Genomic DNA, 23688 nt, shown 5'->3' with positions numbered 1-23688 from the left:
GTGTCCCGACCCCCGCTCCACGTCGAGGTCGTCGCGGCCGACCGCCTGGTCTGGTCCGGCGAGGCGGTGAACATCATCGCGCGCACCGTCGAGGGTGACGTCGGTATCCTGCCTGGCCACGAGCCGTTCCTGGCGGTGTTGGTGCCATGCGTGGTGGAGATCGTCACGGCAGACGGCAGGAGCGAGTCGCTCGCCGTCGACGGCGGATTCATCTCCGTCGCCAATGGCCGGGTCTCGGTGCTCAGCCAGATGGCGAGGCTCGGACATGAGGTGGGCCTGGAGGAGGCGCGCCGAGAGGCGTCCACCCTGGAGGCCAAGGCGATGCAGGGCGAAGCCGACGAAGACGAGCTGCATCACCTGCGCATCCTGCAGGCGCAGATCCGTGCCGGTGAAAGGGCAACCACGTAGCCCACGTAGTCGAACCGCTCAGGGCGGCTCTCCGCGCCAGGGGAGCTGCCCTGAGCGCATACCGGGGTCAGAACCTGGGAGGAGAGGGAGGCACCGATGGTGTGGCAGTTCGTCATGACGACTGTGATCGTCATGGCCGTCGTACTGCTGCCCTTCGTGCTGCTCTACCTCCGCCGCCGCTGGCTCACGGGCCAGGGCGGCCTCTTTGACTGTGCGCATCGGGTCCGCGACGATGCTCCCGGCGTGGGTTGGGTGCTGGGGATGGCCCGTTTCCGGGGCGAGAGCCTGGAGTGGTTCAGGTCCTTCTCGTTCAGCCTGCACCCCAAGCTCGTCCTCCAGCGCGCGGGCACGGCCTACCTGCACCAGCGCACACCGGAGGGTATCGAGCTGATCGCGCTGTTCGACAACTCCGTGATCGTGACGGTGAAGGACCGCAGTTCCTCCCATGTGCACACCCTGGCCATGGCCAGCGACGAGGTGCTCGCGCTGATGAGCTGGCTGGAGTCCGCCCCGCCAGGGAGCCACTACTTCCCCGCGAGCGCGGACTCGCCCTTTTAGCTGGCTGTGTCTCCGGGCTTGACCCGGTCCGTTCCGGGCACCCACAGGATCTCACCGGCCGTGCCGTTGGCCGCGCGGGACATGATGAACAACAGGTCCGAGAGCCGGTTGAGGTACGTGATGGCCAGCAGGTTCACTCCGCCGTCGGCGTCCGTCCCGTAGCGCTCCACGCACCGCCAGGCGGCGCGCTCGGCCCTCCTGGCCACCGTACGGGCCACGTGCAGTTGGGCGCCGGCCGGGTTCCCGCCCGGGAGGATGAAGCTGCGCAGCACGGGCAGGCCCTCCTGCAGTTCGTCGCAGAACGCCTCCAGCCTGTCCACCGAGGACTGCTCGATCCGCAGCGGAGGCCAGGCCGGGGCAGGGTTGAGCGGCGTCGACAGGTCCGCTCCCACGTCGAACAGCTCGTTGCTGATCAACGCCAGCATCTCCTGGAGCCGCGCCGACAGGCCGCCGGTGGCCACCGCGACACCGATGGCGGAGTTGGCCTCGTCGACGTGTCCGTACGCCTCCACGCGAAGGTCCGTCTTGGACACCTCGGAGTTGTCGGAGAGTCGGGTGGTGCCGGCATCGCCGGTGCGGGTGTAGATCTTCGAGAGGGTGACCATGCCCCCAATCTATGCCAAGCTGTCATCCGTGCGCATCCCACCCCTCCCGCTGCTGACCGTTGCGGCGCTGCTGTCTCTCAGCGCCTGCCAGAACGCCAACGAGTCCAACCCAGGATCAGTGCAGGCAGCCACCGGAGTGACCTGCGAGTACCCCTCGGACGGTGAGCCGGCGCGCCCCGTCGATCCGCCGGTAGGTGAGAACGTCCCGGATCAGGGCACCGTCGGCCTCACGCTGCACCTCACCGCCGGCGACGTGGACCTGACTCTGGACCGCGCGAAGGCCCCCTGCACCGTCAACTCGTTCGTGTCGCTGGCCGAGCAGGGCTACTTCGACGACACCCAGTGTCATCGGCTCGTTGACTACGGCATCTTCATCCTCCAGTGCGGGGATCCCACCGCCACGGGCACCGGCGGCCCGGGCTACACTATCCCGGACGAACTGGACCCGGCGCCCACCTATCCGGCGGGCACCGTCGCGATGGCCAAGCGTCAGCCGCCGGACACCGGCGGCTCCCAGTTCTTCCTGGTGTGGGCGGACACGCCGCTGCCGCCCGAGTACACCGTCTTCGGCACCATGGACCAGGAAGGCCTCGACGTGGTGGCGGGGATCGCGGCGCAGGGCGTCGACGGCACGGATCAGACTTCGCCCAACGCCGAGGCGAGGATCGAGTCAGTCACGCTGGGCTGAGGCCGCGTCACCGTAGTCGGTGAGGAAGTGCCGCACCACCGTCACGAAGCCGTCCGGGTCGTCCGAGTGCACCCAGTGCCCGGCGCGCTTGAGCGTGAGCTGCAGGACGCGGGGGAACAGGCGGCGCATCGGTTCCAGGTGCTCGGGCAGCACGTAGGGGGAGCGGCCTCCGTTGACCCACAGCACCGGGCCGTCGAAGGTGGCATCGATGGCCGGCCACCCTCCCACGGTGTGCAGGGAATCGCCCAGCAGGTCCAGGTTGGCCTGCCACGACCAGTGCGCGCCCTTGTGCCGCAGGTTCTGCAGGAGGAATCGACGCACCACGACGTCCGGGATGAGTTCGGCCAGCTCCTCGTCGGCCTGGGCGCGGCTGGTCAGGGAGTCCATGTCCAGCGTGCGCAGGGCTGCCACCAGGTTGACGAAGGTGGCCGCCGCGACATTGCGGGCCGGCGAGATGTCCAGCACCATGAGGCGGTCCACCAGCTCGCCGCGGGTCAGCGCCAGCCGCATCGCCACCTTCCCGCCGAGGGAGTGCCCGATCAGCGCCACCGGGCCGTCGAACCGGTGCGCCAGCCAGTCCGCGACCACCTCGGCCTGTCCGTCCAGGGTGAACTCCTCGGTCCACGCGGAGCGCCCGTGGTTGGGTAGATCGACGAGGTGGCAGGTGGCGATGTCGCCCAACCGGGCGGCGACGGTGCCGAAGTTCTTGCCCTGACCGAACAGGCCGTGCAGGAACACGGCCTCCACAGGCCCCGAGCCGACGACCATCTCGTGCAGGGTCACCTGTTCAGCCCCCAGCAGTGCGTGTGCCAATGGCGACGGACCTCCAGCCCTGAATCGGCGCCCAGTGGCGGGGTGTCCGGCCAGGCCACCACGTGCGCCGTGCTGGGCTGGATCCGCTGCTCACAGCCGGGGCAGCGGTACTCCTTGCCCGCGCGGTGCGCGGGCACGTCTCGGACGATGTAGTCCGTGCCCCGTCGGCGCTCGCGGCGCTGCGCGCCACCCGACAGCAGGGGCCGCGGCGCGCGGAGGTGCTTCGACGGGCGCCGGGCCATCAGAACAGCCGCTCCTCGGCGTTGTCCAGGCCGCGGAGCACGTCGTAGTCGATGAGGCGCCACTCGATGTTGCGGTCCGCAGCCAGGGTGCGCGCCTGCGGCTTGATCTGCTGCCCGGCGAAGATCCCGCGCACCGGCGCGAGGTGGGGGTCCCGGTTCATCAGCTCGAGGTAGCGGGTGAGCTGCTCGACGCCGTCGATCTCGCCGCGCCGCTTCACCTCCACCGCCACGTAGCCTCCCCGCTCGTCGCGCAGCAGCAGGTCCACCGGGCCGATGGGGGTGAGGTACTCCCGCTGGATGAGCTGCAGCCCGTCCCCCAGGGTGGCGGGATGCTCGGCCAGCAACGCCTGCAGGTGGGCCTCGACGCCGTCCTTCTGGAGGCCCGGATCGATCCCGAGCTCGTGGGCCGAGTCGTGGAACACCTCGGCGAGCGCGATGCGCAGGGTGTCGCCGTCCTTGGCGCGGACCTGCCACACCTGCGTGACGCCGAGAGAGGCCGCGGACTCCACGTCCGGCTCATCGACGACGAGCGTGCAGGGCGGGCTCATCCAGTTGAGGGGCTTGTAGGCGCGGTCATCGGCGTGCACCGACACCGAGCCGTCCGCCTTGACGAGGATCAGCCGGGTCGCCATCGGGAGGTGGGCCGTCAACCTTCCGACGTAGTCCACCTGACACTTCGCTACCACCAAACGCACGGGGCCAACATAGCGTGAACTCAGGCAGCGTCCAGCGCCGGCTGCACGATCTCGCGGTAGAGCAGCAGCATCGCGGCCGTGGTCGGGATGGCGATCACCGCCCCAATCACCCCGAACAGCATGCCGCCGATGATGGCGGACAGGACCACCAGCGCGCCCGGAATCCGTACGGTGCGCTTCAGCACATTGGGGTAGAGGACGTAGGCGTCGAACTGCTGGTAGATGAGGAAGTAGATGATGGTGGCGATGCCGATGGTGGGGTCCACCGCGAACGCCACGATGGCCACGGATGCCATCGCCAGCGACGAGCCCACCAGGGGGATGAAGCAGAACAGTGCCACCACGAACGCGAGGGCCAGCGAGTAGCTGCCGAGGCCGGCGAAGTTCATGAACACAAAGGCGCAGACGGAGGCCACTGAGACGATGACGAACATCCCCGTGATGTAGCCGGAGACGCCCCTGAAGATCTCGTCGGCGAGATACCGGGTGCGGGCGCGACGGCTCCCCGGGGAGAAGGTGTAGAGCGTCTCCTTGATGGTGGGGAGGGAGGCGAGGAAGTAGATGGTCAGCACCAGCGTGACGATGACCGAGAAGACGAGGTTGGCCACCAGCCGCCCCGCCCCCCACAGCCCGCCGAAGAGGTTGTTGATGAGCGCACCCGAGGAGAAGAAGTCCGTGATCGTCTGGGTGATGTCGTACTGCTCCTCCCACTGCGCGATCTGAGGGTGTCGGGCCAGGTTCTGCAGCAGCGTGGGCAGGTTCCTCGTCAGGGCGGCGGTCTGCTGGGTGAGCACCGGGACCAGGGCGGTCACGCCCAGCGCTATGACGGCCAGCAGCGCGATGGTCACGATGGTCACCGCGAAGGGTCTGGGGATCCGCCGCCTGGTGAGGAACTCGACGGCGGGGCTCAGCCCGAGCGCCAGGAAGAGCGCCATCACCACGAGGATGAGGACGCTCTGCACGGTGATGACCGCTTGGGCCAGTGCCACCGCCACGAGGACGCCGAGGGCTCCCATGAACCCGAACACGAACGGCGAGGGCCACGGGGAGCGGGCCAGCGGGTCCACGGGCGCCGGCGGGACCGGGACCACCACGGGCTCCGGGGTTGGGGTGAGCAGCGTACGGGCGCCGCGCGCGACGAGGCGCACTCCTCGCCCCAGGAGGCTGCGCCGTCTGGCCGCGGGTGCGGGAGCCGGGGCGGCGACCTCGATCGGCTGCTCCTCCCCGCCTGCGGGTGGCTCGGTCACTGGGGTGGGCTGTCCTTCTGGATCACGGCGGTGAGCTCTTCCTCGAAGCGGGCGGACTCCTCCGCCAGCGCCCTCAGGTTGCTCAGTTGGGCCAGTGCGGTGGCGCGGCGGCTCTCCAGGGTGGCGATGTCGCGCTCCAGCTGCTCCTTGCGCCAGGCCAGCTTCTCCTCCAGGGCGGTTTCGGCATCGAGGGCGCGGGCGCGCATGGTGGCCAACGTCTCCTCGCTCTGCCGCGTTGCACCCAGGCGGATGGACTCCGCCGACGCGACCGCCTCGGCGCGGATCCGCTGGGCCTCCTCGCGTGCTTCGGTCACCCGGTTGTCCGCGGCTGCCGTCTCCGCGTCCGCCTGCGCGAGCCGGTCCGTGACCGACTCTTCGGCCTCGCGAGCGGTGCGCGACGCAGCCGCCAGGGTCTCCTCGGCGGCCTTCTCGGCGGCCAGCTTGATCTCGGTGGCGGCGCGTGAGGCGTCCTGGGCGCGGCGCGCGCCCTCGATGGTGGCAGCCTCCAGCTGTGTGGCGGCCTGCAGGGAGGCCGCGTCCAGGATGGCCTTGGCCTTCAGCCGGGCGTCGGCGATCATCATGTCCGCGTCGCGGCGCGCCATCTCCAAGGTGGACTTGCCGGCGTCGGCCTGCTGCTGGCGCAGTTCCCGGAGCCCGGCCAGGCCGGTGAGGCGCACGTCGTCGGCCTCCTGCTGCGCCGACTCGCGCAGCGCCGCGGCCGTCCGGCGGGCCTCGGTCTTGATCCGTTCGGCCTCCTGCTGCGCAGAGTTGACGATGTCTCCGGCCTGCGCCTCCGCCGAGCGCAGGAGCCCGGTGGCGTGCGCGCCGAGGCGGGTGAAGTCCGTGGTGCCCTGCTCAGCCTTGATGAACGCGATCTCGCGGGTGCGTTCGCGCACCTGCATCTTCAGCTGGCTGACCGACGTCTCCACTTCGCGAACGTAGGTGTCCACCGCATGCTTGTCGTAGCCGAGCATCGAGTGGGGGAAGCTCCCCGCCGCGGTGGCCCGGTCGTCGAACAGGTTGAGACCGGTCTCTTCGCTCTCGAAGTCGCTTCTCGGTGTGGACACCGGCACTCCTCTCCTCGACGGGGGATCGTCACGTCCGAGCCTAGTCGCTCCGGAAGACGGGCGAGGGCCGGGTGCGCTCACCCGGCCCTCGTCAGTCAATCCGCGCGAACTCAGTGCGCGGCCGGTTCCTTGGGCAGCTCGACGAGCTCGAGCAGCACCCCGCGGGCGTCCTTGGGGTGCACGAAGTTGATCCGCGACCCGCCGGTCCCGCGCTTGGCCTCCGGGAACAGGAGGCGCATGCCGCGCTCCTTGAGAACCTCGGAGACGTGGTCCAGGTCCGCCACGCGGTAGGCCAGCTGCTGCATGCCGGGGCCGTTCTTGGCCAGGTACTTGGCGATGGTCGAGTTCTCGTTGAGGGGGGCCAACAGCTGGATCTTGCCGTTCTCCTCGCCCTGCTCGCCGGTGCCCATCATGGCCTCGGCCACGCCCTGCTCCTCGTTGACCTCGCGGTGCAGCTCGCGCCACCCGAAGGTCTCGGTGTGGAACTTGACGGCCTCGTCGAGGTCCGGGACGGCCAGGCCGACGTGATCGATGCAGATGAAAAGGTCAGTGTTGTCCATGCCGCCAGTTTTTCACACCGGCGGCCGCCGCGGGCGATGGGGGTCGGGGAAGACTCGGCTGCTTCGGCGCGTCGCGACGGGGCCGTTCGGTGCGTGCGGCACACTGGCAGCTGACGACGCGAGGAGGACGCCGTGCTTGGTTGGCTGAAGAAGGCCCTGTTGGTATTGGTGGCCGCCTTCGTGCTGTTCTACCTGTTCACCCGCCCTGAGGCCGCCGCAGAGGCGGTCAAGTCGTTCTTCGGTGCATTCGAGGCGATCGGAGTCTTCTTCACCTCGCTGGCCGCATGAGGTGAACTTCTTCCGCAGCCTGGTTGAGCCGGACGTCCAGGGTCACCTTCTGGTGGACGAGGGCGAGGTGATCATCGACGAGGTGCGCAAGCACTGGGCCGCGACGATCTGGTGGTACGGGCTCGCCAGCCTCAGCATCCCGTTGTTCATCTCGGCGATCGGCGCCGGCAGCCTCTACTGGGTGCCAGTGATACTCGCGTTGGGCACCCTCAGCACCGGGCTGTGGAAGGTGCATGTGGCGCACATGGACCGATTCGTCATCACCAACATGCGGGTGTTCCGAGTGCACGGCGTGTTCGACAGGTCCCTGGCCACGATGCCGATGACCCGCATCCTCGACATCTCGATGTACCGCTCCCTGGTGGGGCAGCTGCTCGGCTACGGCCACTTCGTGTTCGAGTCCGCCGCCCAGGGCCAGGGCTTGCGCGAGATCCGCTATGTGGGGGACCCAGACAGCCGCGACCTCACCATCCAGCGGGTCATCCAGCGCTCGGGGCTGCGGCAGACCATGCGGATGGACACCGCCGTGCTGAACATGGACCCGGTCAGCCTCGACAGCCCCAACGAGGCCGACGGCGTCTGACCGGGTCCGCCCGTCTCAGCCTGCCAGAGCCTGGTCCACCAGCGACTTGGCGGCCTGCTGGACCTCGATCAGGTGGTCTGCACTCTTGAGGGATTCGGCGTAGATCTTGTACTTGTCCTCCGTGCCGGACGGGCGCGCGGCGAACCAGGCGCTGTCCGTGGTCACCTTGATGCCGCCGATGGCCGCGCCGTTGCCCGGTGCGTGGGAGAGCACCGCGGTGATCTGCTCACCGGCCAGCTCGGTGACCGTGACGTCCGAAGCGCCGAGGTGGCCCAGCCGCGCCTTCTGCTCGCGGCTGGCGTCAGCGTCCACGCGGGCGTAGTACGAGCGGCCGAACTCGGCCTCCAGCTCGGCGTAGTGCTGCGAGGGGGTCTTGCCGGTGACCGCGATGATCTCGGAGGCCAGCAACGCCAGCAGCAGACCGTCCTTGTCCGTGGTCCACGTGGAGCCGTCCATGGCCAGGAACGACGCCCCGGCCGACTCTTCGCCACCGAAGCCGATCGAGCCGTCCATCAGGCCGGGCACGAACCACTTGAAGCCCACCGGCACCTCCACGAGGCGGCGGCCGAGCTTGGCTGCCACCTTGTCGATGATCGACGACGACACCAGGGTCTTGCCGATGCCGGCGTCGGCCGCCCACCCCGGGCGATGTGCGAACAGGTAGTTGATCGCCACCGCCAGGAAGGCGTTGGGGTTCATCAGTCCGTGGTCCGGGGTGACGATGCCGTGGCGGTCGGAGTCCGCGTCGTTGCCCGTGGCGACGCTGAACGAGTCGCGTTGCGCCACCAGCGAGGCCATCGCGTTGGGGGAGGAGCAGTCCATCCGGATCTTGCCGTCGGTGTCCAGCGTCATGAAGCTCCACCGGGGATCCACCCGCGGGTTGACCACCGTGATCGGCAGGCCCATCTCGGCGAGGTGCTCCCAGTACTGCACCGACGCCCCGCCCATGGGGTCTGCCCCGTGCACCAGCCCGGAGGCCTTGATGGCGTCGAAGTCGATGGCGGTGGACAACTCCTGGCAGTAGGGGGTCCGGTAGTCGTACCGGTTGACCTCCGTGGACCCGTAGCTTCCCCGGCGGATGCCGGAGGGATCGCCCATCAGCTCGTTGGCGCGGGCGGCGATCACCGAGGTGGCGTCCGAGTCCGCGGGGCCCCCGGTGGGCGGGTTGTACTTGAAGCCGCCGTCGCGAGGCGGGTTGTGCGAGGGGGTGACGACGATGCCGTCGGCCTTGGCCGAGTTGAGGCGGTTGTAGCGGATGATCGCCCGCGACACCGCGGGCGTGGGCGTGTACTCGTCCTCGCGCTCGGCGCAGATCTCGACGCCGTTGGCGCCAAGCACCTCGATGGCCGTCTTCCACGCGGGCAGTGAGAGGGCGTGGGTGTCCTTCCCGATGAACAGGGGGCCGGTGGTGCCCTGTTCGGCGCGGTATTCGACGATGGCCTGCGTGGTGGCCGCGATGTGGAGGTCCTGGAAGGCGGTGTCCAGCGACGATCCGCGGTGCCCGGAGGTGCCGAAGACCACCATCTGGTCTGGGTTGGTGGGGTCCGGGGTGCGGTCGTAATACGCGGCGAGTAGCTCGTCGACGTTGATGAGGTCCTGTTCCTGGGCCGGCTGGCCGGCTCGCTCATGTGCCATGGGCCCATCCTTCCACCCCGAAGGCCGGGTTGCATGCGGTTGCCCTGGGGTGGGTCCTGGTGGGCTGGCCGTGGCACCGCTCGCCCGGCATCGCCTGGCGCTGAGTCAGGTCAGAACAGGACCGTGGCCAGCCTGCGCCGCGCCTTGAGGACGGCGGGATCGGTGCGGCCCACCACCTCGAAGAGCTCCAGGAGCCGCACGCGGATGGTGTCGCGGTCCTCGGGGCCGGACTGCGAGGCCAGCCCGAGCAGCCGCTCGAAGGCCTCCGCGTAGCGGCCGCTGATGATCTCGAGATCGGCCGCGTCGAGTTGGGCGGCGAGGTCCTCGGGGTTGGCGTTGGCGCGGTCCACGATGGCGGCCGGGTCGAACGAGGCGCTGCGCTCCAGCAGGGCGGACTGGGCGCGCCCGGCGATCACCTCGGCATCGCCCGGGGTCTCCTTCAGCAGGACGTCGAACTCGCGCACGGCGGCCGCGTAGTCCCCGGCCTCCAGGGCGGCGTCGGCCTTCGCGAAGCGCGGGTTCGCGGCCGGCTCGGCCGGCGCACCCTCGGCGACGGGGGAACCTGACACGGGCTGGGCGCGTCCCGTCATCCCGTTGGCCACGGCGAGCTGGGCGATCTGGTCCAGCACCGCCGAGATCTCCTCGCGGGACTTGGTGCCCTGGAACAGGGGCGCCATCTGGCCGCCGATGACCGCCACGACGGTGGGCACGGCCTGGATCTGCAGCGCCTGCGCCAGGCGAGGCTCGGCGTCAACGTCCACGCGTCCCAGCAGGAATCGGCCGCCTGCGGCGTTGACCAGCTCTGCCAGCGCGGCGGAGACCGCCTGGCCGTTGGGGTCTCGCGGGGAGTGGAACTCGAGGATGACCGGATGCTGGGCCGACATCGCCGCCAGGCCCTGGAAGTCCGACTCCGACACCTGGGTGACGTAGCCGCCGCCGCTGCTGCTGGGGCGCGCGGGCTGGGAGAGGGCGGAGAGGTCCACGGCGCCGGGGCGCGAGAAGTTGGCATCAGTCATGGCCCCCATCTTGGCCGCACACCCGGCCTCGTTCAACTGACGGCGATCACCGCGCCAGGTCCGCGCAGCCGGTACCGGCCCCCGCCCAGGTCCGCGCCGTCGTCCCACGAGGCGAGCAGGCGCCCGCCGAGTTCCACGTCGCGGCCGGCGCCCCGGGTGGCAGCCACCCGCACGTCGCCGCGGTGCAGGACCACGGTGTCGTCGTCGATGATCTCCACCCGCGTGGCGCTGAGGTCCGGGGAGCCGACGCCGGGCTCGGTGCGGCGCAGCTGCAGGAGCCGCCGGTACCAGCGCAGCATCCTCGCGTGCGCGGGCTCGCTCCGCTCATCCCAGCGGAGCACCGCCGAGCGCCAGGTCTCCTCGGCCTGCGGGTCCGGCGTGGGCACCGACCACCCCGTGGCCTCGAACTCGCGGGCCCGGCCCTCCGTCACGAAGGGGCCCAGCTCCGGGCCGAGGTGGCTGAAGTAGGGGAAGGGGGTGGAGGCGGCCCATTCCTCGCCCATGAAGAGCATGGGGGTGAACGGCCCGAGCAGGTAGAGGGCCGCGGCGGCCGCCTGCAGGTCCGCCGAGGCGTGCTGGGCGAATCGGTCGCCCACCGCCCGGTTGCCCACCTGGTCGTGGTTCTGCAGGAACACCACGAAGGAGTGCCCGTCATAGTGGGGGCTGTCCGGATCCACCGGAGCGCCCCACTCCTGGCCGCGGTAGGTGGACAGGGCGCCGTCGTGGACGAAGACCCGGGTGAGCGCCTTGGCGAGGACCTGGGCGGACCCGAAGTCCACGTAGTAGCCCTGCTGCTCGCCGGAGAAGAAGCTGTGCAGCGCGTGATGCACGTCATCTGCCCACTGCGCGTCCATGCCTGCCGCCCAGGTACCGGACCCGGCAGGGGCCATCATGGAGGGCTGATTGAGGTCCGACTCGGCGATCAGGCTCAGCGGCCGACCGGTCTCATCCGCCCACCTGGCCACGTTGAGGGACAGCTCCGCGAGGAAGTGCTCCTCGGAGTTGTCCTCCAGCGCGTGCACCGCGTCCAGCCGCAGCCCGTCCACGCCGACGTCGACCAGCCAGTGCCGGGCCGAGTCCAGGAGGAACCGGCGGACCTCCGCGCTGCCCTCCCCGTCCAGGTTGACCGCGTCGCCCCAGGGGGTGGTGTGCTGATCCGTGAAGTAGGGCCCGAAGAGGCTGAGGTAGTTGCCCTCGGGGCCGAAGTGGTTGTGCACCACGTCCAGCACCACGCCGAGCCCGCGATCGTGGCAGGCGTCGACCAGCCGCACCAGCCCGGCGAGGCCGCCGTAGTTCTCGTCGGCGGCGTACAACGCCACCCCGTCGTAGCCCCAGCCGCGACCCCCGGGGGCCGCCGCCACCGGCATCAGCTCCACGGCCTCGATGCCCAGCCCCACGAGGTGATCAAGCCGTTCGATCGCCGCGTCGAAGGTGCCGGCCTCGGTGAAGGTGCCCGCGTGCAGCTCGTAGAGCACGGCGCCGCGCAGGTCCAGCCCCGTCCACGTCGTGGCGCGCTGGAGCAGCGACGGGTCCACCACGGCTGAGGGGGCGTGGACGCCGTCGGGCAGCCACAGGGCCCGCGGGTCCGGGAGCGGCGGGCCGCCGTCGAGGCGGAACGCGTAGCGCTCCCCGGGGGCAAGATCGACCTCCGCGGCGAACCAGCCGTCGCCGCGACGCACCATCTGGTGCTCGCCGGACGTCGTCACCATCGCCACCTCGCGGGCCAGCGGGGCCCACACCTCCGGCCTCATCGGGCCACCAGCAGCGCGACGGGGAGGGTGGCCAGCACCTCGGCCAGGGAGGTGGAGCCGCCCGGGAACTCGCGCCCGGTCAGCGCATCCACGAACGGCGCCTCAGGCAGGATCACCTGATGCTCGCCCCATCCGCCCCGCTCCGCCAGCAGCGCCGGGAGGCGCGTGGCCACCGCGACCGCCGCGACACCACCGTCGCGCACCCCCCGGGCGAACGCGACGGCGTGGCCGCTGGTGCTGGGCACCGGCGAGTAGGTGGCGGACTCGCCGCGGAACGCGTCCGGGAGGTCCCGGCGCAGCCGCAGCGCCCGGCTTGTGACGAGCAGCTTCTCCGCGTCGAGGCTCTGCTGCGCGGAGCCGTCGACGGCGGCGAGCAGGTCTGCGCGCGCGACGTAGTCCACGGCGCGGCGGTTGTCCGGGTCCACGAGCGAGAGGTCCACGACCTCGCATCCCTGGTAGACGTCCGGGACGCCCGGCATGGCGAGCTGGATCAGCTTGGCACCGAGCACCACGCAGCGCACCGACTCGGCGACGGTGGCGGTGAAGGCATCCAGGGCGGCGCCGCAGCGCTCGTCGGCGAGCACGGCGTGCGCCAGCCCGAGCACCGCCTGCTCGTAGGCGGGATCCGGGGACGACCAGGTGGTGTGCAGCTTCGCCTCGCGCATCGCCTTGGTGAGGTAGCCGTCGAGCCGTTCGGCCGTGATGGGCGCCGCGCCGGCGGTGGTGCCGGGCAGCCGCCAGGTGGCGGCCAGGGTCTGCCAGAGCAGCAGCTCGGTGGCGCCGTCGACGCCGGAGCGCTGCGTTTCGGTGGCCGACCGCAGCTCCGCGACGCACGCCTCCCATTCCTTCGCGTGCTCCAGGAGCGCGGCCAGGCGTGCGCGGACGTCCTCCGATCGCTTGGTGTCGTGCGTGGACAGGGTGGTCATGGTGGAGGGCCAGGTGCCGCTCAGGTCCTCGCAGAAGCTGTGGAACGCGTCGACGGAGACGCCCACCAGCGTGGGCTCGCTGCCCACCTCGTTGACGCCGACGAACCGGTTCCAGCGGTAGAAGGCGGTGTCCTCCTTGGACTTGGCCATCACCGGCCCGCAGGTCTGGGCGAAGCGGACCATGAACTCGGCGCGCAGCTCCGCGACCCCGTGCCCCTCGGCAGGCAGCTCCGTGGTGACGGACCCGGAGCCGACGGTGGGTAGGTCCTCGGCACCACCCGGCACGCCCGGCCTGGTGTCGCCGCAGGCCAGCGCGACGATGAGGTCCAGGGTGGCCTGCTCGTCGTCGTCGAGCTGGGGGCGGGCGCGGTCGGCCGCCTCCAGGATGACGGCACGCTCCTCGGGTGGCGCGGGGAGGCCCGGCTCCACGTAGGCGCGGTAGCGGTCCATCGACACCAGGAGCGCCCGGATGGCGCGGTCCAGCTGGCGGCGGGTGTGGTCGCGCAGCCGGACGTCGGCCTCGCACACGGCCACCGCGATGGAGACCAGCCGGTTCACCTCGGCGAACAGCATGGTGCGCACCACCTCGTCCTTGGCGCGCAGCAGCATGGCCCCGAACCAGCCCTCGTTGCCGGCCACCCGCTCCCACAGGTCGTTGAGGCGGGGCAGCTGCGCCGGATCGTGGAACAGGCCGTCTACCCGCAGCAGCGCGTCGTAGCCCGTGGTGCCGGCGCAGCGGGAGCCGGCGGGCAGGGTCTCGTGTGGCTCCAGGATCTTCTCTACCACCACCCAGCAGCCGCCGGTGGCGCGGTGCAGCTTCTGCAGGTAGCCGCGCGGCGTGGCCAGCCCGTCGGGGTGGTCGATCCGGAAGCCGTCGATCAGGCCCTCGTCGTAGAGGCGTAGCAGCAGGGCGTGGCTGGCGTCGAAGACGGACTGGTCCTCCACCCGGATGGCGGCGAGGGTGTCCACGTCGAAGAAGCGGCGGTAGTTCAGCTCCTCGTTGCCCACCTTCCAGTACGCGAGCCGGTACCACTGCTGATCCAGCAGCTCGTCCAGGGGCAGATGCTCGGTGCCGGGCCGGATGGGGAAGACGTGGTCGTGGTAGGCCACCACCGTCTCCGTGCCGCCGTCGATCTCCCGCTCCACCACCTCGATGGTGCCCTCGGCCAGCTCGTCGCCGATCCGGCGGCCGAGCATCGGCATCAGGATGGCCCGGGACCGGCTCACGTCGATGTCGAACCAGTTGGCGAACTCGGACTCCGGCCCGGTGCGCAGCACGTCCCACAGCGCGCGGTTCAGCCACAGCGGGGTGGGCACCGCCATGTGGTTGGGTACCACGTCGACGACGATGCCCAACCCGTGTTCGCGCGCGGCAGCGGCGAGGCGCCGGAAGCCCTCCTCGCCGCCGGTCTCCGTGGAGACGCGGGCGTGGTCGACGACGTCGTAGCCGTGCACCGACCCGGGGGCCGCCTGCAGGATGGGGGAGCAGAACAGGTGGGTCACCCCCAGTGAGGCCAGGTACGGCACCTGCGCCGCGGCGTCGTCGAACGTGAAGGACGCGTTCAGTTGGAGTCTGTACGTGGAGGCTGGGGTGGCTGTCACACCCCCAGACTAGAAGGCCACGCCGCCGGAGTCGATCAGCCGCGCGTCCTGCGCACCGCCTTGACCGCCTCCTCGACGAGGATCACCACCAGCCCGGCCCCGGCCGCGACACCCCAGTGCGCCCAACCGAGCGACGCCGTGCCGAAGGCGTTCTGCAGCACCGGAAGGTAGACCACCGCAACCTGCGCCAGGAGCGCGCCGGCCAGCGAGAGCCACAGCCAGGCGTTGGTGAAGAGGTGATCGACGATGCTCGCCTTGTCCGAGCGGCTGTTGAGCGCGTTGGCCAGCTGCATCACCACCAACGACGTGAACACGGTGGTCCGGGCCAGGTCGAGCTCGCCTCCGGCGGGCGCCAGGTGCTCGAGGCCGCCGATCAGCCCCCCGGGCAGGGTGAGGTCGTAGGCCACCAGGCTGAGCAGGCCCATGAGGGCACCGATGACGAGGATGCGCTGCCACATGTGGCGGTCGATGATGCGTTCGTCGAACCGCCGCGGCGGGCGGCCCATCACGTCGTCGATCTCCGGATCCACCCCCATCGCCAACGCCGGACCCGAGTCCGTGACCAGGTTGATCCACAGGATCTGCGTGGCCAGCAAGGGAACCACCGCGGCGCCCGGCGCCGACGGGTCCGCCAGGCCGATGACGCCACCCAGCGTCACGCCCAGGAACACGGTGGCGATCTCGCCCATGTTGGAGCTCAGCAGGTAGCGCATGAACTTGCGGATGTTGTCGAAGATGACCCGTCCCTGGCGGACCGCGGCCACGATCGTGGCGTAGTTGTCGTCGCCCAGGATCATCTGCCCGGCTTCCTTCGTGACGGCGGTGCCGGTGATGCCCATCGCCACGCCGATGTCCGCGGACTTCAGCGCCGGCGCGTCGTTGACGCCGTCGCCGGTCATCGCCACGATGTGCCGTCCGGCCTGCAGCGCGTCGACCACCCGCAACTTGTGTTCGGGGGCCACCCGCGCGTACACGCGGGCGTCGACGGCGGCGCGCGCCAGCTCCTCGTCGTCGGATTCGTCGACCTGGCGACCGGTGACCACGACGGGGCTGTCGGTGCCCGAGATGCCCAGGTCCGCCGCGATCCTGGCCGCGGTGACGGGGTGATCCCCGGTGATCATCACCGTGCGGATGCCGGCCCGGTGAGCCTCGGCGATGGCCGCGGCGGCCTCCTCGCGCGGTGGGTCCAGCAGTGCGACGACGCCGAGGAAGGTGAGGTTGCGCTCGGCGGACTCGCCGAAGGTGTGCGACTCGGCGGCGGTGGCGCCGCGCCACGCCACGCCCAGGGTGCGATACCCCTCGGCCCCGAGCTCCTCGATGGTGTGAGCCAGCTCGTCGCGCCGGGCCGGCGTGAGCGGGGTGGTGTCGTCCCCCACCTGTTCGTCGGTGCAGCGCTCCAGCAGCACGTCCGGGGCACCCTTGGCGTAGAGCACGTGGCCCCGCGAGGGGTGCGTGCTGAGCACCGACATCATCTTGCGCTCGGACGTGAACGGCACCTCGCCGGTGCGCGCGTGGCCAGAGATGAGCTCTGCGGCGCCGTCGAGCTTCCGGGCGCCGACGAGGAACGCGGCCTCCGTCGGGTCGCCCTGGATCTCCCAGGAGCCCTCCAGGTGGGTGAGCTGGGCGTCGTTGGCCACGGACCCGGCCACCAGCGCCCGTCGGGCCTCGTCCAAAGTGCGGTCGACGTCGCCCTCCACCAGCACCTCGCCCACCGGCGTGTACCCGGTGCCGCCGAGGGTGACCCTGCCGGAGGCCGTCACCACTTCGCGGAGTGTCATCTCGTTGCGGGTGAGGGTGCCGGTCTTGTCCGAGCAGATCACGGAGACCGACCCCAGCGTCTCCACCGAGTGGAGGTCCTTCATCACCGCGTTGCGGCGCGCCATGGCCTGCACCCCGATGGCGAGCACGAGCGACAGGATCGCGGGCAGGCCCTCCGGGACGGCGGCCACGGCCAGCGAGACGCCCATCAGCAGGATCTCGACGGCGCCCTCGAGCGTGTTGACCCGGTTGACCAGGGCGGTGGTGAGCATCACCACCACGGCTATCCCGACCACCAGCAGTCCCAGCGTCTGGGAGATCCTGCCGATCTCCGCCTGCAGCGGGCTGGGCTCGGCCTGGGTCTCGTCCAGCAGGGTGGCGATGCGCCCCATTTCGGTGTCCATGCCGGTGGTGGTGACCACCGCGCGGCCCACGCCGCGGGCCACGGAGGTGCCCTTGAACACCATGTTGCGGCGGTCGCCGATGGCCGCGGGCTCCGGGAGGGCGGCCGGGTCCTTCTGGGTGGCCTCCGATTCGCCGGTCAACGAGGCCTCCTGCGTGAGGAGGGACGTGGCGGTGAGGAGGCGGGAGTCCGCGCCCACGGCGTCGCCCTCGGCGAGGACGAGCACGTCCCCGGGGACCAGCTCCGCGGAGGGGACGGAGGCAAGGAGTCCGTCGCGCAGCACGGTGGCGCGGGTGGCGGTCATGCCGGCCAGGGCGGCGACGGCCCGTTCGGCCCGATTCTCCTGGACGAAGCCGATGACGGCGTTGGCCACCACGATGACCGCGATGACGATCGCGTCCACAGGTAGCCCGGTGCCGCCCTCCACCACCCAGGCGATGATCGAGATGACGATGGCGGCCAGCAGGAGGTAGATGAGGGGGTCGGCGAACTGGCGCAGGAACCGGCGCCAGGCCGGGTCCGGGGGAGTGGCCCGCAGCTCGTTGCGCCCGTACAGGTCCTGGCGGGCGGCGACCTCGGCGGGGCTCAGCCCCACCGACGGGTCCACGCTCAGGGCGAGGGCCACCTCGTCGGAGGGAAGGAGGGTGACGTCGCGTGTCGCGAGGGGCATAGCCCCATTGTTCCCCCCCCGTTGGCTGAGGTGCCGCGGAGCGGCCTCGAAGCCTGAGAGACTTGAGCGGACGACGTTGCGCTTTCTAGGCTTCGAGTCTCGTCGCTGCGCTCCTCGAACCTCAGCCAGCGAAGTTCGCGAGTCCTCAGGGGACCGGGTGGCCGTTCTCGGTCATCCCGCGAAAGCCCGTCAGCATCAGGGCGATCCTGCGCGCGGACAGGTCCGTCACGTGGCGGTGCACGTCCCCAGGCTCCACCCAGTGGATGGCGCGGATCTCCCGGTCGTCGGTGCCCAGCTCGGCCGCGACCTCCGGCGCCAGCACCCCGCCGTCGAAGATGAACTCCACCGCATCCGACCACCCGAGGTAGGGCGGCATCCAGTCGGTCAGCAGCGGCTGCCCGAACGTGACCTCGATGCCCAGTTCCTCCATCGTCTCCCGCTCGCCCCCGGCGCGGGGCGTCTCGTGCGGCTCCACCACGCCGCCGGGGAGCTCCCAGTCCTCCTTGTAGGAGGTCTCGAGCAGGAGCACCAGGCCCTGCTCGTCGCGGAACAGGGCGTGGGAGATCACCCGCTTGGTGGGAAGGATGGAGTCCAGCACCCCGGAGAACCCGTGCGGGCCGTAGACCGTGTCCACGGCGAGGCGCGAGTAGATGAGGATGTCGCGGAAGACGCCTGGTTCTGGCTCGACGGCGGAGCGCAGCCGCCCCTCCAGGCGGAAGCCGCAGCGGTGGAGGGCCACCCGGGCCGCCGTGTCCCACTCCGGCAACTCCACCTGCAACCGGCGCAGCTCGTGCGCGAGGATGGCGTCGTCGGCGGCCAGTGAGAGCGCGCGGCGCAGCGTGTCCACGTCGACCTCCTGCTCGGCCCACCGCAGGGTGCCGACGCCGCCGACGATGTCCACCGACACCTTGAAGTCGCTCACGTCACGACCGTACCCGGTGGGTCCCGCGCCACGCGACACGGGGCCACCCACCGGGGAGACGGGTCAGTCGGCCTGCCGACGCAGCCAGATGGAGCCCAGCGGGGGCACCGTGACGCGTGCGCGGGCGGGGAAGTGGCCCCAGGGCTCGTCGTAGGCCGTGACCTCGCCGAGGTTGCCGAACTCGCCGGACCCGTCGTAGGTGGGCGAATCCGTGTTGAGGATCTCCTCCCACGCACCGGCGGCGGGAAGCCCGATCTCGTAGTCGCGCAGCGGCTCAGGGGAGAAGTTCGTCACGCACGCGATGTGGTTGTAGTCCTCGTCGTGGCGCACCCAGGAGAGGGCGTTGCGGCCCGCGTCGTCGGCGTTGATCCAGCTGAAGCCCTTCGGCGAGCTGTCCAGCTCGTAGAGGGGGCGGTTGGACTTGTAGATGTGGTTGAGGTCGCGGAAGAGACGCTGCAGGCCGCCGTGGCCCCACAGCTCGCTGACCCACCATTCGAGGGAGACGGACTCGCTGAACTCGGGCCGCTGCCCGAATTCGCAGCCCATGAAGATCAGCTGCTTGCCGGGGAAGCTCCACATGAAGGAGTAGTAGGCGCGCAGAGTGGCGAACTTGCGCCAGTCGTCCTGCGGGACCTTGTTGATCATGGATCCCTTGCCGTGGACCACCTCGTCGTGGCTGATGGGCAGCACGAAGTTCTCTGAGTAGGCGTAGACCATGGCGAAGGTGAGCAGGTTGTGCTCGTACTGGCGGTAGACCGGGTCCAGCTGCAGGTAGCGCAGCGTGTCGTTCATCCAGCCCATGTTCCATTTGAAGCCGAAGCCGAGGCCGCCCTCATGGACGGGCTTGGTGACGCCGGCGAAGCTGGTGGACTCCTCCGCGATCATCAGCACGCCCGGCTCGCGCTCGTAGAGGTGACGGTTGCAGTAGCGCAGGAAGTCGATGGCCTCGAGGTTTTCGCGGCCGCCGTACTGGTTGGGCACCCACTCGCCCTCTTCGCGGGAGTAGTCCAGGTAGAGCATGGAGGCGACGGCGTCCACGCGCAGGCCGTCGATGTGGAATTCCTGGATCCAGTACAGCGCGTTGGAGACGAGGAAGCTCTTCACCTCGTTGCGGCCGTAGTTGAAGATGTAGGTGCCCCAGTCCTGGTGCTCGCCCTGGCGCGGGTCCGCGTGCTCGTACAGGGCGGTGCCGTCGAAGCGGCCCAGCGCCCAGTCGTCCTTGGGGAAGTGGCCGGGCACCCAGTCCATGATCACGCCGATGCCGGCCTGGTGAAGCCTGTCGACGAGGTAGCGGAGATCATCCGGCTTGCCGAAACGCGACGTGGGGGAGAAGTAGCCGGAGACCTGGTAGCCCCAGCTTGGCTCGAACGGGTGCTCGGACAGCGGCATGAACTCGACGTGGGTGTAGCCCTGCCACTTGACGTAGCTGACCAGCTCCTCCGCCAGGTCGAGGTAGCTCTTACCCTTGCGCCAGCCGCCGAGGTGCACCTCGTAGACGCTCATCGGCTCTGCGTGGGCCTGGGAGGCGCGTCGCTTGGCGATCCATTCGTCGTCGTCCCACACGTACTTCGACTCGTAGACGATCGACGCGTTGGCCGGCGCCTGCTCGCTGAACTTGGCCATCGGGTCGACTTTCTCGATCCACTGGCCGTTCTGGGTCTCGATGCGGAACTTGTACAGGGTGCCCTCGTCGAGGCCCTCGATGAACGCGCCCCAGACGCCGGAGCCGGGGATCAGCTCCATCGCGTCGCCGGTCCACCAGTTGAAGTCCCCGATGATGGAGACGGACTTGGCGTTGGGGGCCCATAGGGCGAAACGCACCCCGGTGACGGTGCCCCTCTCGTCGTCCTCGACTGTGACCACCTCGCTGCCGAGGCGCTTCCACAGCTCGGTGTCTCCACCACCATGGAACCCTTCGAAGTCCCAACCGGTAAGTCCACCGAAGCGGTCGTGCGCCATTTTCTTGACTCCTTCGAAGCGATGTCGTTTGCGCGCCAATCTAGCGTGCCGAGCGTCGCCGCGGGCGGACTGAGGCCGCACCGCGGGGGTTCCGCGGGTGCGGGTTATGAGATCGTTATCAACGATTCGAGGTGCTGGAGGGGGACCTGCAGCAGGTGCGGGCGGAACCGGGCCTCGTAGACGGCCTCGTATCCTGCCTTGTCCGTCTCGTATGCGGCCAGCACCGGGTCCCCGGCGTCCGCGTCGATGCCGTAGCCGCGCAGGAACGCGGATCGGCACTCGGCCAGCCACCCGGCGGAGGCGCCGCCGGCGGCGCGGGCGTAGGCGAACGAGCGCAGCATCCCCGCCACGTCACGCAGCGGCGAATCGGGAAGCCGCCGCTCCTCCATGGACTTGAGCGGTTCGCCCTCGAAGTCCACGTAGCGCCACCGGCCCTCGCTGAGCAGCACCTGGCCCAGGTGGCAGTCCCCGTGCACGCGCTGCGCGGGCAGGCGGGCATGGTCGATGGCGGCGAAGACCGCCTCCGCGGCGTCCGCATAGGGCGCCACAGCATCCACCTCGGCGACCACCGCGGCGAAGCGACGGCGGCAGTCAGCGGCCAGGGCGGCGCCGTCGACGGTGGCCGTGGCCAGCCGTTCGGCGAGGACCCTGTGCACCGTGGCCAGCGCCTCGCCCAGGGCATGGGAGTGCTCGGCGAAGCTGCGGCCCTCGGTGGCGTACTCGCAGGCCAGCACGTAGCCGTCGGTGGGCTCCGGCAAGGCCTCGAGGAAGACCGCCAGGTCTGTGCCGTCCCAGGTCCACGCCCCGTACAGCTCCGCCACCACGCCGGTGCCGGCCAGCGCGGCGTGCAGCTCGACGTCCACCGAGCGCCCGGGCTCAACGCGCCGGAACACCTTCACCAGCAGCTCGTCGCCGAAGAAGACCGAGGTGTTGGACTGTTCGCCCGCGTAGCGACGGGCGGGCAGCCCGGGCGCCACCGCCCGGTACCGCTCGAAGCCCGGGGCCTCGTCGTGGAGGGCGCGCAGCAGGACGCCGCCCTCGTCGCAGGCGTCGGTGGGCTCACCGTCGCGGTAGAGCAGCGGGACGTGGAAGCGCTCCTGGTGGCCGTCGTCGAACTCGACGACGAGCAGCGCGGGACGCAGCGCGGGCCCGGCCCACGGGCCGAGCTCGACGCCGACCGGGCGACCGCTGCGCCCTGAGAACCAGCGCGAGCTGAGCGCCAGGTCCCAGAGCTGCTGCTGCAACTCCGTGCTCACTCAGCCACCACGTGGAAGATGTGCGCCGGCTTCCCCGGCCACAGCTGCACCCAGGACCGCTCACCCCAGACGTACTCCTCGCCGGTGAGCTCGTCGACCACCCGCACGCTGCCCTGCCCGTGGACCCCGAGCGCGCCGAAGTCCAGCATGATGTCCGAGGACACCGTGTTGTCCGGGTCCAGCGAGCACACCACCAACACCGTGTCCGTGCCGTCGTTCTTGGAGAAGACGATCACCGAATCGTGGGGCGCGTGGTGGAAGTGGATGTCGCGCAGCTGCTGGAGGGCGGGGTGCGTGTCGCGGATCTGGTTGAGCTTGCCGAGCAGCAGGTTGAGGTTGGGCTGGGCGTTGAAGTCACGCGGGCGGTACTCGAACTTCTCCGAGTTGAGGTATTCCTCCTTGCCCGGAGCCAGCGCCTCATGTTCGAAGAGCTCGAAGCCGGAGTAGACGCCCCACGTGGGCGACATCGTCGCGGCGAGGATGGCGCGGATGGAGAACGCCGCGTGATTGCCCGACTGCAGGAAGAACGGGTTGATGTCCGGGGTGTTGACGAAGAAGTTGGGCCGGTAGTAGGACGCCATCTCCTGTGACAGCTCGGTGAGGTACTCGGTGAGCTCCCACTTGAGGTTGCGCCACGTGAAGTAGGTGTAGCTCTGCTGGAAGCCCACCTTCCCGAGCGCCGCCATCATCTGCGGGCGGGTGAATGCCTCGGCGAGGAAGATGACCTCCGGGTTGGTCTCGTGGATGCGCTCCATCAGCCAGTCCCAGAACTCCACAGGCTTGGTGTGCGGGTTGTCGACGCGGAAGATGGAGACCCCGTGGTCGATCCAGAACCGAACGATCCGCAGCACCTCGTAGTAGATGCCCACGGGGTCGTTGTCGAAGTTGATGGGATAGATGTCCTGGTACTTCTTCGGGGGGTTCTCCGCGTAGGCGATGGTGCCGTCGAGGCGGGTGCTGAACCACTCCGGGTGCTCCACCACCCACGGGTGGTCCGGGGACGCCTGCAGTGCCAGGTCGAGGGCGATCTCCAGGCCCAGCGAGCGGGCCTTGGACACGAAGGCGTCGAAGTCGTCGAAGTCGCCCAGGTCCGGGTGGATCGCGTCGTGGCCGCCGTCGGGGGACCCGATGGCCCACGGCGAGCCGGGATCCTCCGGGCCGGGGTTCAGCGTGTTGTTCCTGCCCTTGCGGAACGCGGTGCCGATGGGGTGGATGGGCGGCAGGTAGACCACGTTGAAGCCCATCGCGGCGGCGGCCTCGAGGCGCTCGTGCGAGGAGTTGAACGTGCCGGAGTGCCAGTGGCCGTCGTCGTCCTGCCAGGCGCCCTGCGAGCGGGGGAAGAACTCGTACCACGACGAGTACAGGGCCCGGCGGCGCTCCACGCGGATGGGGAACTCGGCGGTGGGCGAGACGAGCTCGCGGGGCCCGAAGCGCGCCATCGCCCGGGTGATGGGCGCAGACGTGATGAGCTCGAGGATCTCCTCGACGTCGGTCTCCGGGTTGACTGTCTCCGCGGCGGCGCGGAGGAGGTTGGCGGCCCCGGGGACGCGCATCGAATCGGCCTGCTGAGCGGAGCGGGTGAGGAGGTCCCGGCCCTCCAGGCACACCAGCTCCACGTCCATGGACACCGGCAGCTTCGCCTCGGCGTGGTGGCGCCAGGTGCCCCACGGGTCGCTCCAGCCCTCGATGCGGTAGGTCCAGTCGCCCTCGGCGGCCATCCGGACGTACGCCTGCCAGATGTCCAGGCCCTTGGGCTCGACCTGCTTCATGTCGATGCGGCGCTGGGTGCCGCCCGGAGAGGTCAGGATCACCGACGCGTTGACCGAGTCGTGACCCTCCCGGAACACGTTGGCCTGAATGAGGAGCCGTTCATGGACGACTGACTTGACGGGGTAGACCCCGCCCTCGATCACGGGGGAAGCGCCGGTGACCGGGATGCGGCCGAGGCCGCCGTCGGTCCGGACGATGCGCTTGAGGGACATGGTTGGGTAATCCGCACTCACGCCCGTCAGCCTAGCTGGCGGGGCGCCCTGCAT

21 protein-coding genes are annotated in these 23688 nt (G+C 70.1%); 5 read left to right on the top strand and 16 right to left on the bottom strand.

Annotated features, from left to right (window positions below):
* Together H5399_RS15110 and H5399_RS15105 are read left to right on the top strand one after the other, a co-directional pair.
* Positions 1-408, top strand: coding sequence for a F0F1 ATP synthase subunit epsilon (locus H5399_RS15110; RefSeq protein WP_182784106.1), 408 nt, complete (start codon positions 1-3; stop codon positions 406-408).
* Positions 409-504: 96 nt separating this feature from the next.
* The gene (locus H5399_RS15105; RefSeq protein ID WP_182784104.1) at positions 505-966 is read left to right on the top strand and encodes a DUF2550 domain-containing protein; all 462 of its coding nucleotides are present in this window, start codon (positions 505-507) and stop codon (positions 964-966) included.
* Here H5399_RS15105 and H5399_RS15100 read toward each other — a convergent pair.
* Positions 963-1571, bottom strand: a complete 609-nt coding sequence (locus H5399_RS15100; RefSeq protein WP_182784102.1) for a cob(I)yrinic acid a,c-diamide adenosyltransferase — start codon at positions 1569-1571, stop codon at positions 963-965. The genes H5399_RS15105 and H5399_RS15100 overlap by 4 nt on opposite strands.
* Here H5399_RS15100 and H5399_RS15095 point away from each other — a divergent pair.
* Positions 1570-2259, top strand: a complete 690-nt coding sequence (locus H5399_RS15095) for a peptidylprolyl isomerase (protein WP_182784100.1) — start codon at positions 1570-1572, stop codon at positions 2257-2259. The genes H5399_RS15100 and H5399_RS15095 overlap by 2 nt on opposite strands.
* On the opposite strand, the gene H5399_RS15090 is transcribed toward H5399_RS15095, so the two are convergent.
* The 6 genes from H5399_RS15090 to mce form a co-directional block, all read right to left on the bottom strand.
* Positions 2242-3042 (bottom strand): alpha/beta fold hydrolase, encoded by an 801-nt coding sequence (locus tag H5399_RS15090; RefSeq protein WP_370585800.1) that lies wholly within the window; start codon positions 3040-3042, stop codon positions 2242-2244. The two genes, H5399_RS15095 and H5399_RS15090, sit on opposite strands and share 18 nt — an antisense overlap.
* On the bottom strand, positions 3039-3314 hold the full coding sequence (locus H5399_RS15085; protein ID WP_182784098.1) for a hypothetical protein: 276 nt from the start codon (positions 3312-3314) through the stop codon (positions 3039-3041). Before H5399_RS15085 ends, H5399_RS15090 begins: the two co-directional genes overlap by 4 nt.
* On the bottom strand, positions 3314-4009 hold the full coding sequence (gene nucS, locus H5399_RS15080; protein ID WP_182784097.1) for an endonuclease NucS: 696 nt from the start codon (positions 4007-4009) through the stop codon (positions 3314-3316). The genes H5399_RS15085 and nucS overlap by 1 nt, the downstream gene beginning before the upstream one ends.
* 20 nt (positions 4010-4029) lie before the next feature.
* Positions 4030-5256: an AI-2E family transporter gene (locus H5399_RS15075; RefSeq protein ID WP_182784095.1), complete on the bottom strand. Its 1227-nt coding sequence runs from the start codon at positions 5254-5256 to the stop codon at positions 4030-4032.
* The gene (locus tag H5399_RS15070) at positions 5253-6323 is read right to left on the bottom strand and encodes a DivIVA domain-containing protein (RefSeq protein ID WP_182784093.1); all 1071 of its coding nucleotides are present in this window, start codon (positions 6321-6323) and stop codon (positions 5253-5255) included. The genes H5399_RS15075 and H5399_RS15070 overlap by 4 nt, the downstream gene beginning before the upstream one ends.
* Before the next feature lie 110 nt (positions 6324-6433).
* Complete coding sequence (gene mce / locus H5399_RS15065; RefSeq protein ID WP_182784091.1) at positions 6434-6883, bottom strand: methylmalonyl-CoA epimerase; 450 nt, start codon at positions 6881-6883, stop codon at positions 6434-6436.
* 132 nt (positions 6884-7015) lie between these two features.
* On the opposite strand from mce, the gene H5399_RS15060 reads away from it, so the two are divergent.
* Together H5399_RS15060 and H5399_RS15055 are read left to right on the top strand one after the other, a co-directional pair.
* Complete coding sequence (locus tag H5399_RS15060; protein ID WP_182784089.1) at positions 7016-7171, top strand: hypothetical protein; 156 nt, start codon at positions 7016-7018, stop codon at positions 7169-7171.
* Between the two features lies 1 nt (position 7172).
* Complete coding sequence (locus H5399_RS15055) at positions 7173-7754, top strand: PH domain-containing protein (RefSeq protein WP_182784087.1); 582 nt, start codon at positions 7173-7175, stop codon at positions 7752-7754.
* Positions 7755-7769: 15 nt separating this feature from the next.
* Here the strand turns inward: H5399_RS15055 and pgm are convergent, their stop codons facing one another.
* The 9 genes from pgm to H5399_RS15010 all read right to left on the bottom strand — a co-directional run bounded on the left by pgm (position 7770) and on the right by H5399_RS15010 (position 23634).
* Positions 7770-9389, bottom strand: a complete 1620-nt coding sequence (pgm, locus tag H5399_RS15050; RefSeq protein WP_182784084.1) for a phosphoglucomutase (alpha-D-glucose-1,6-bisphosphate-dependent) — start codon at positions 9387-9389, stop codon at positions 7770-7772.
* A gap of 110 nt (positions 9390-9499) precedes the next feature.
* Positions 9500-10405: a tetratricopeptide repeat protein gene (locus tag H5399_RS15045; RefSeq protein WP_182784082.1), complete on the bottom strand. Its 906-nt coding sequence runs from the start codon at positions 10403-10405 to the stop codon at positions 9500-9502.
* Between the two features lie 32 nt (positions 10406-10437).
* The gene (gene treZ / locus H5399_RS15040; protein ID WP_182784080.1) at positions 10438-12156 is read right to left on the bottom strand and encodes a malto-oligosyltrehalose trehalohydrolase; all 1719 of its coding nucleotides are present in this window, start codon (positions 12154-12156) and stop codon (positions 10438-10440) included.
* Complete coding sequence (treY, locus tag H5399_RS15035) at positions 12153-14684, bottom strand: malto-oligosyltrehalose synthase (RefSeq protein WP_182784078.1); 2532 nt, start codon at positions 14682-14684, stop codon at positions 12153-12155. The genes treZ and treY overlap by 4 nt, the downstream gene beginning before the upstream one ends.
* 35 nt (positions 14685-14719) lie before the next feature.
* Entirely contained in the window at positions 14720-17515 is a 2796-nt protein-coding gene (locus H5399_RS15030) for a cation-translocating P-type ATPase (RefSeq protein ID WP_182784076.1), read from the bottom strand.
* A 145-nt stretch (positions 17516-17660) separates the two neighbouring features.
* On the bottom strand, positions 17661-18437 hold the full coding sequence (locus H5399_RS15025) for an NUDIX hydrolase (RefSeq protein WP_182784075.1): 777 nt from the start codon (positions 18435-18437) through the stop codon (positions 17661-17663).
* Between the two features lie 63 nt (positions 18438-18500).
* Complete coding sequence (gene glgB, locus H5399_RS15020) at positions 18501-20396, bottom strand: 1,4-alpha-glucan branching protein GlgB (RefSeq protein WP_182784073.1); 1896 nt, start codon at positions 20394-20396, stop codon at positions 18501-18503.
* A gap of 104 nt (positions 20397-20500) precedes the next feature.
* Complete coding sequence (locus tag H5399_RS15015) at positions 20501-21652, bottom strand: phosphotransferase (RefSeq protein WP_182784071.1); 1152 nt, start codon at positions 21650-21652, stop codon at positions 20501-20503.
* Complete coding sequence (locus H5399_RS15010) at positions 21649-23634, bottom strand: alpha-1,4-glucan--maltose-1-phosphate maltosyltransferase (protein WP_182784357.1); 1986 nt, start codon at positions 23632-23634, stop codon at positions 21649-21651. The genes H5399_RS15015 and H5399_RS15010 overlap by 4 nt, the downstream gene beginning before the upstream one ends.
* Between the last annotated feature and the right edge of the window lie 54 nt (positions 23635-23688).

The organism is Tessaracoccus sp. MC1627 (genome assembly GCF_014164725.1).
In the GTDB taxonomy this organism is placed as follows: Bacteria; Actinomycetota; Actinomycetes; order Propionibacteriales; family Propionibacteriaceae; genus Arachnia.
The sequence above is the reverse complement of the archived record's forward strand: the minus strand, read 5'-3'. Positions and strand labels throughout refer to the sequence as shown.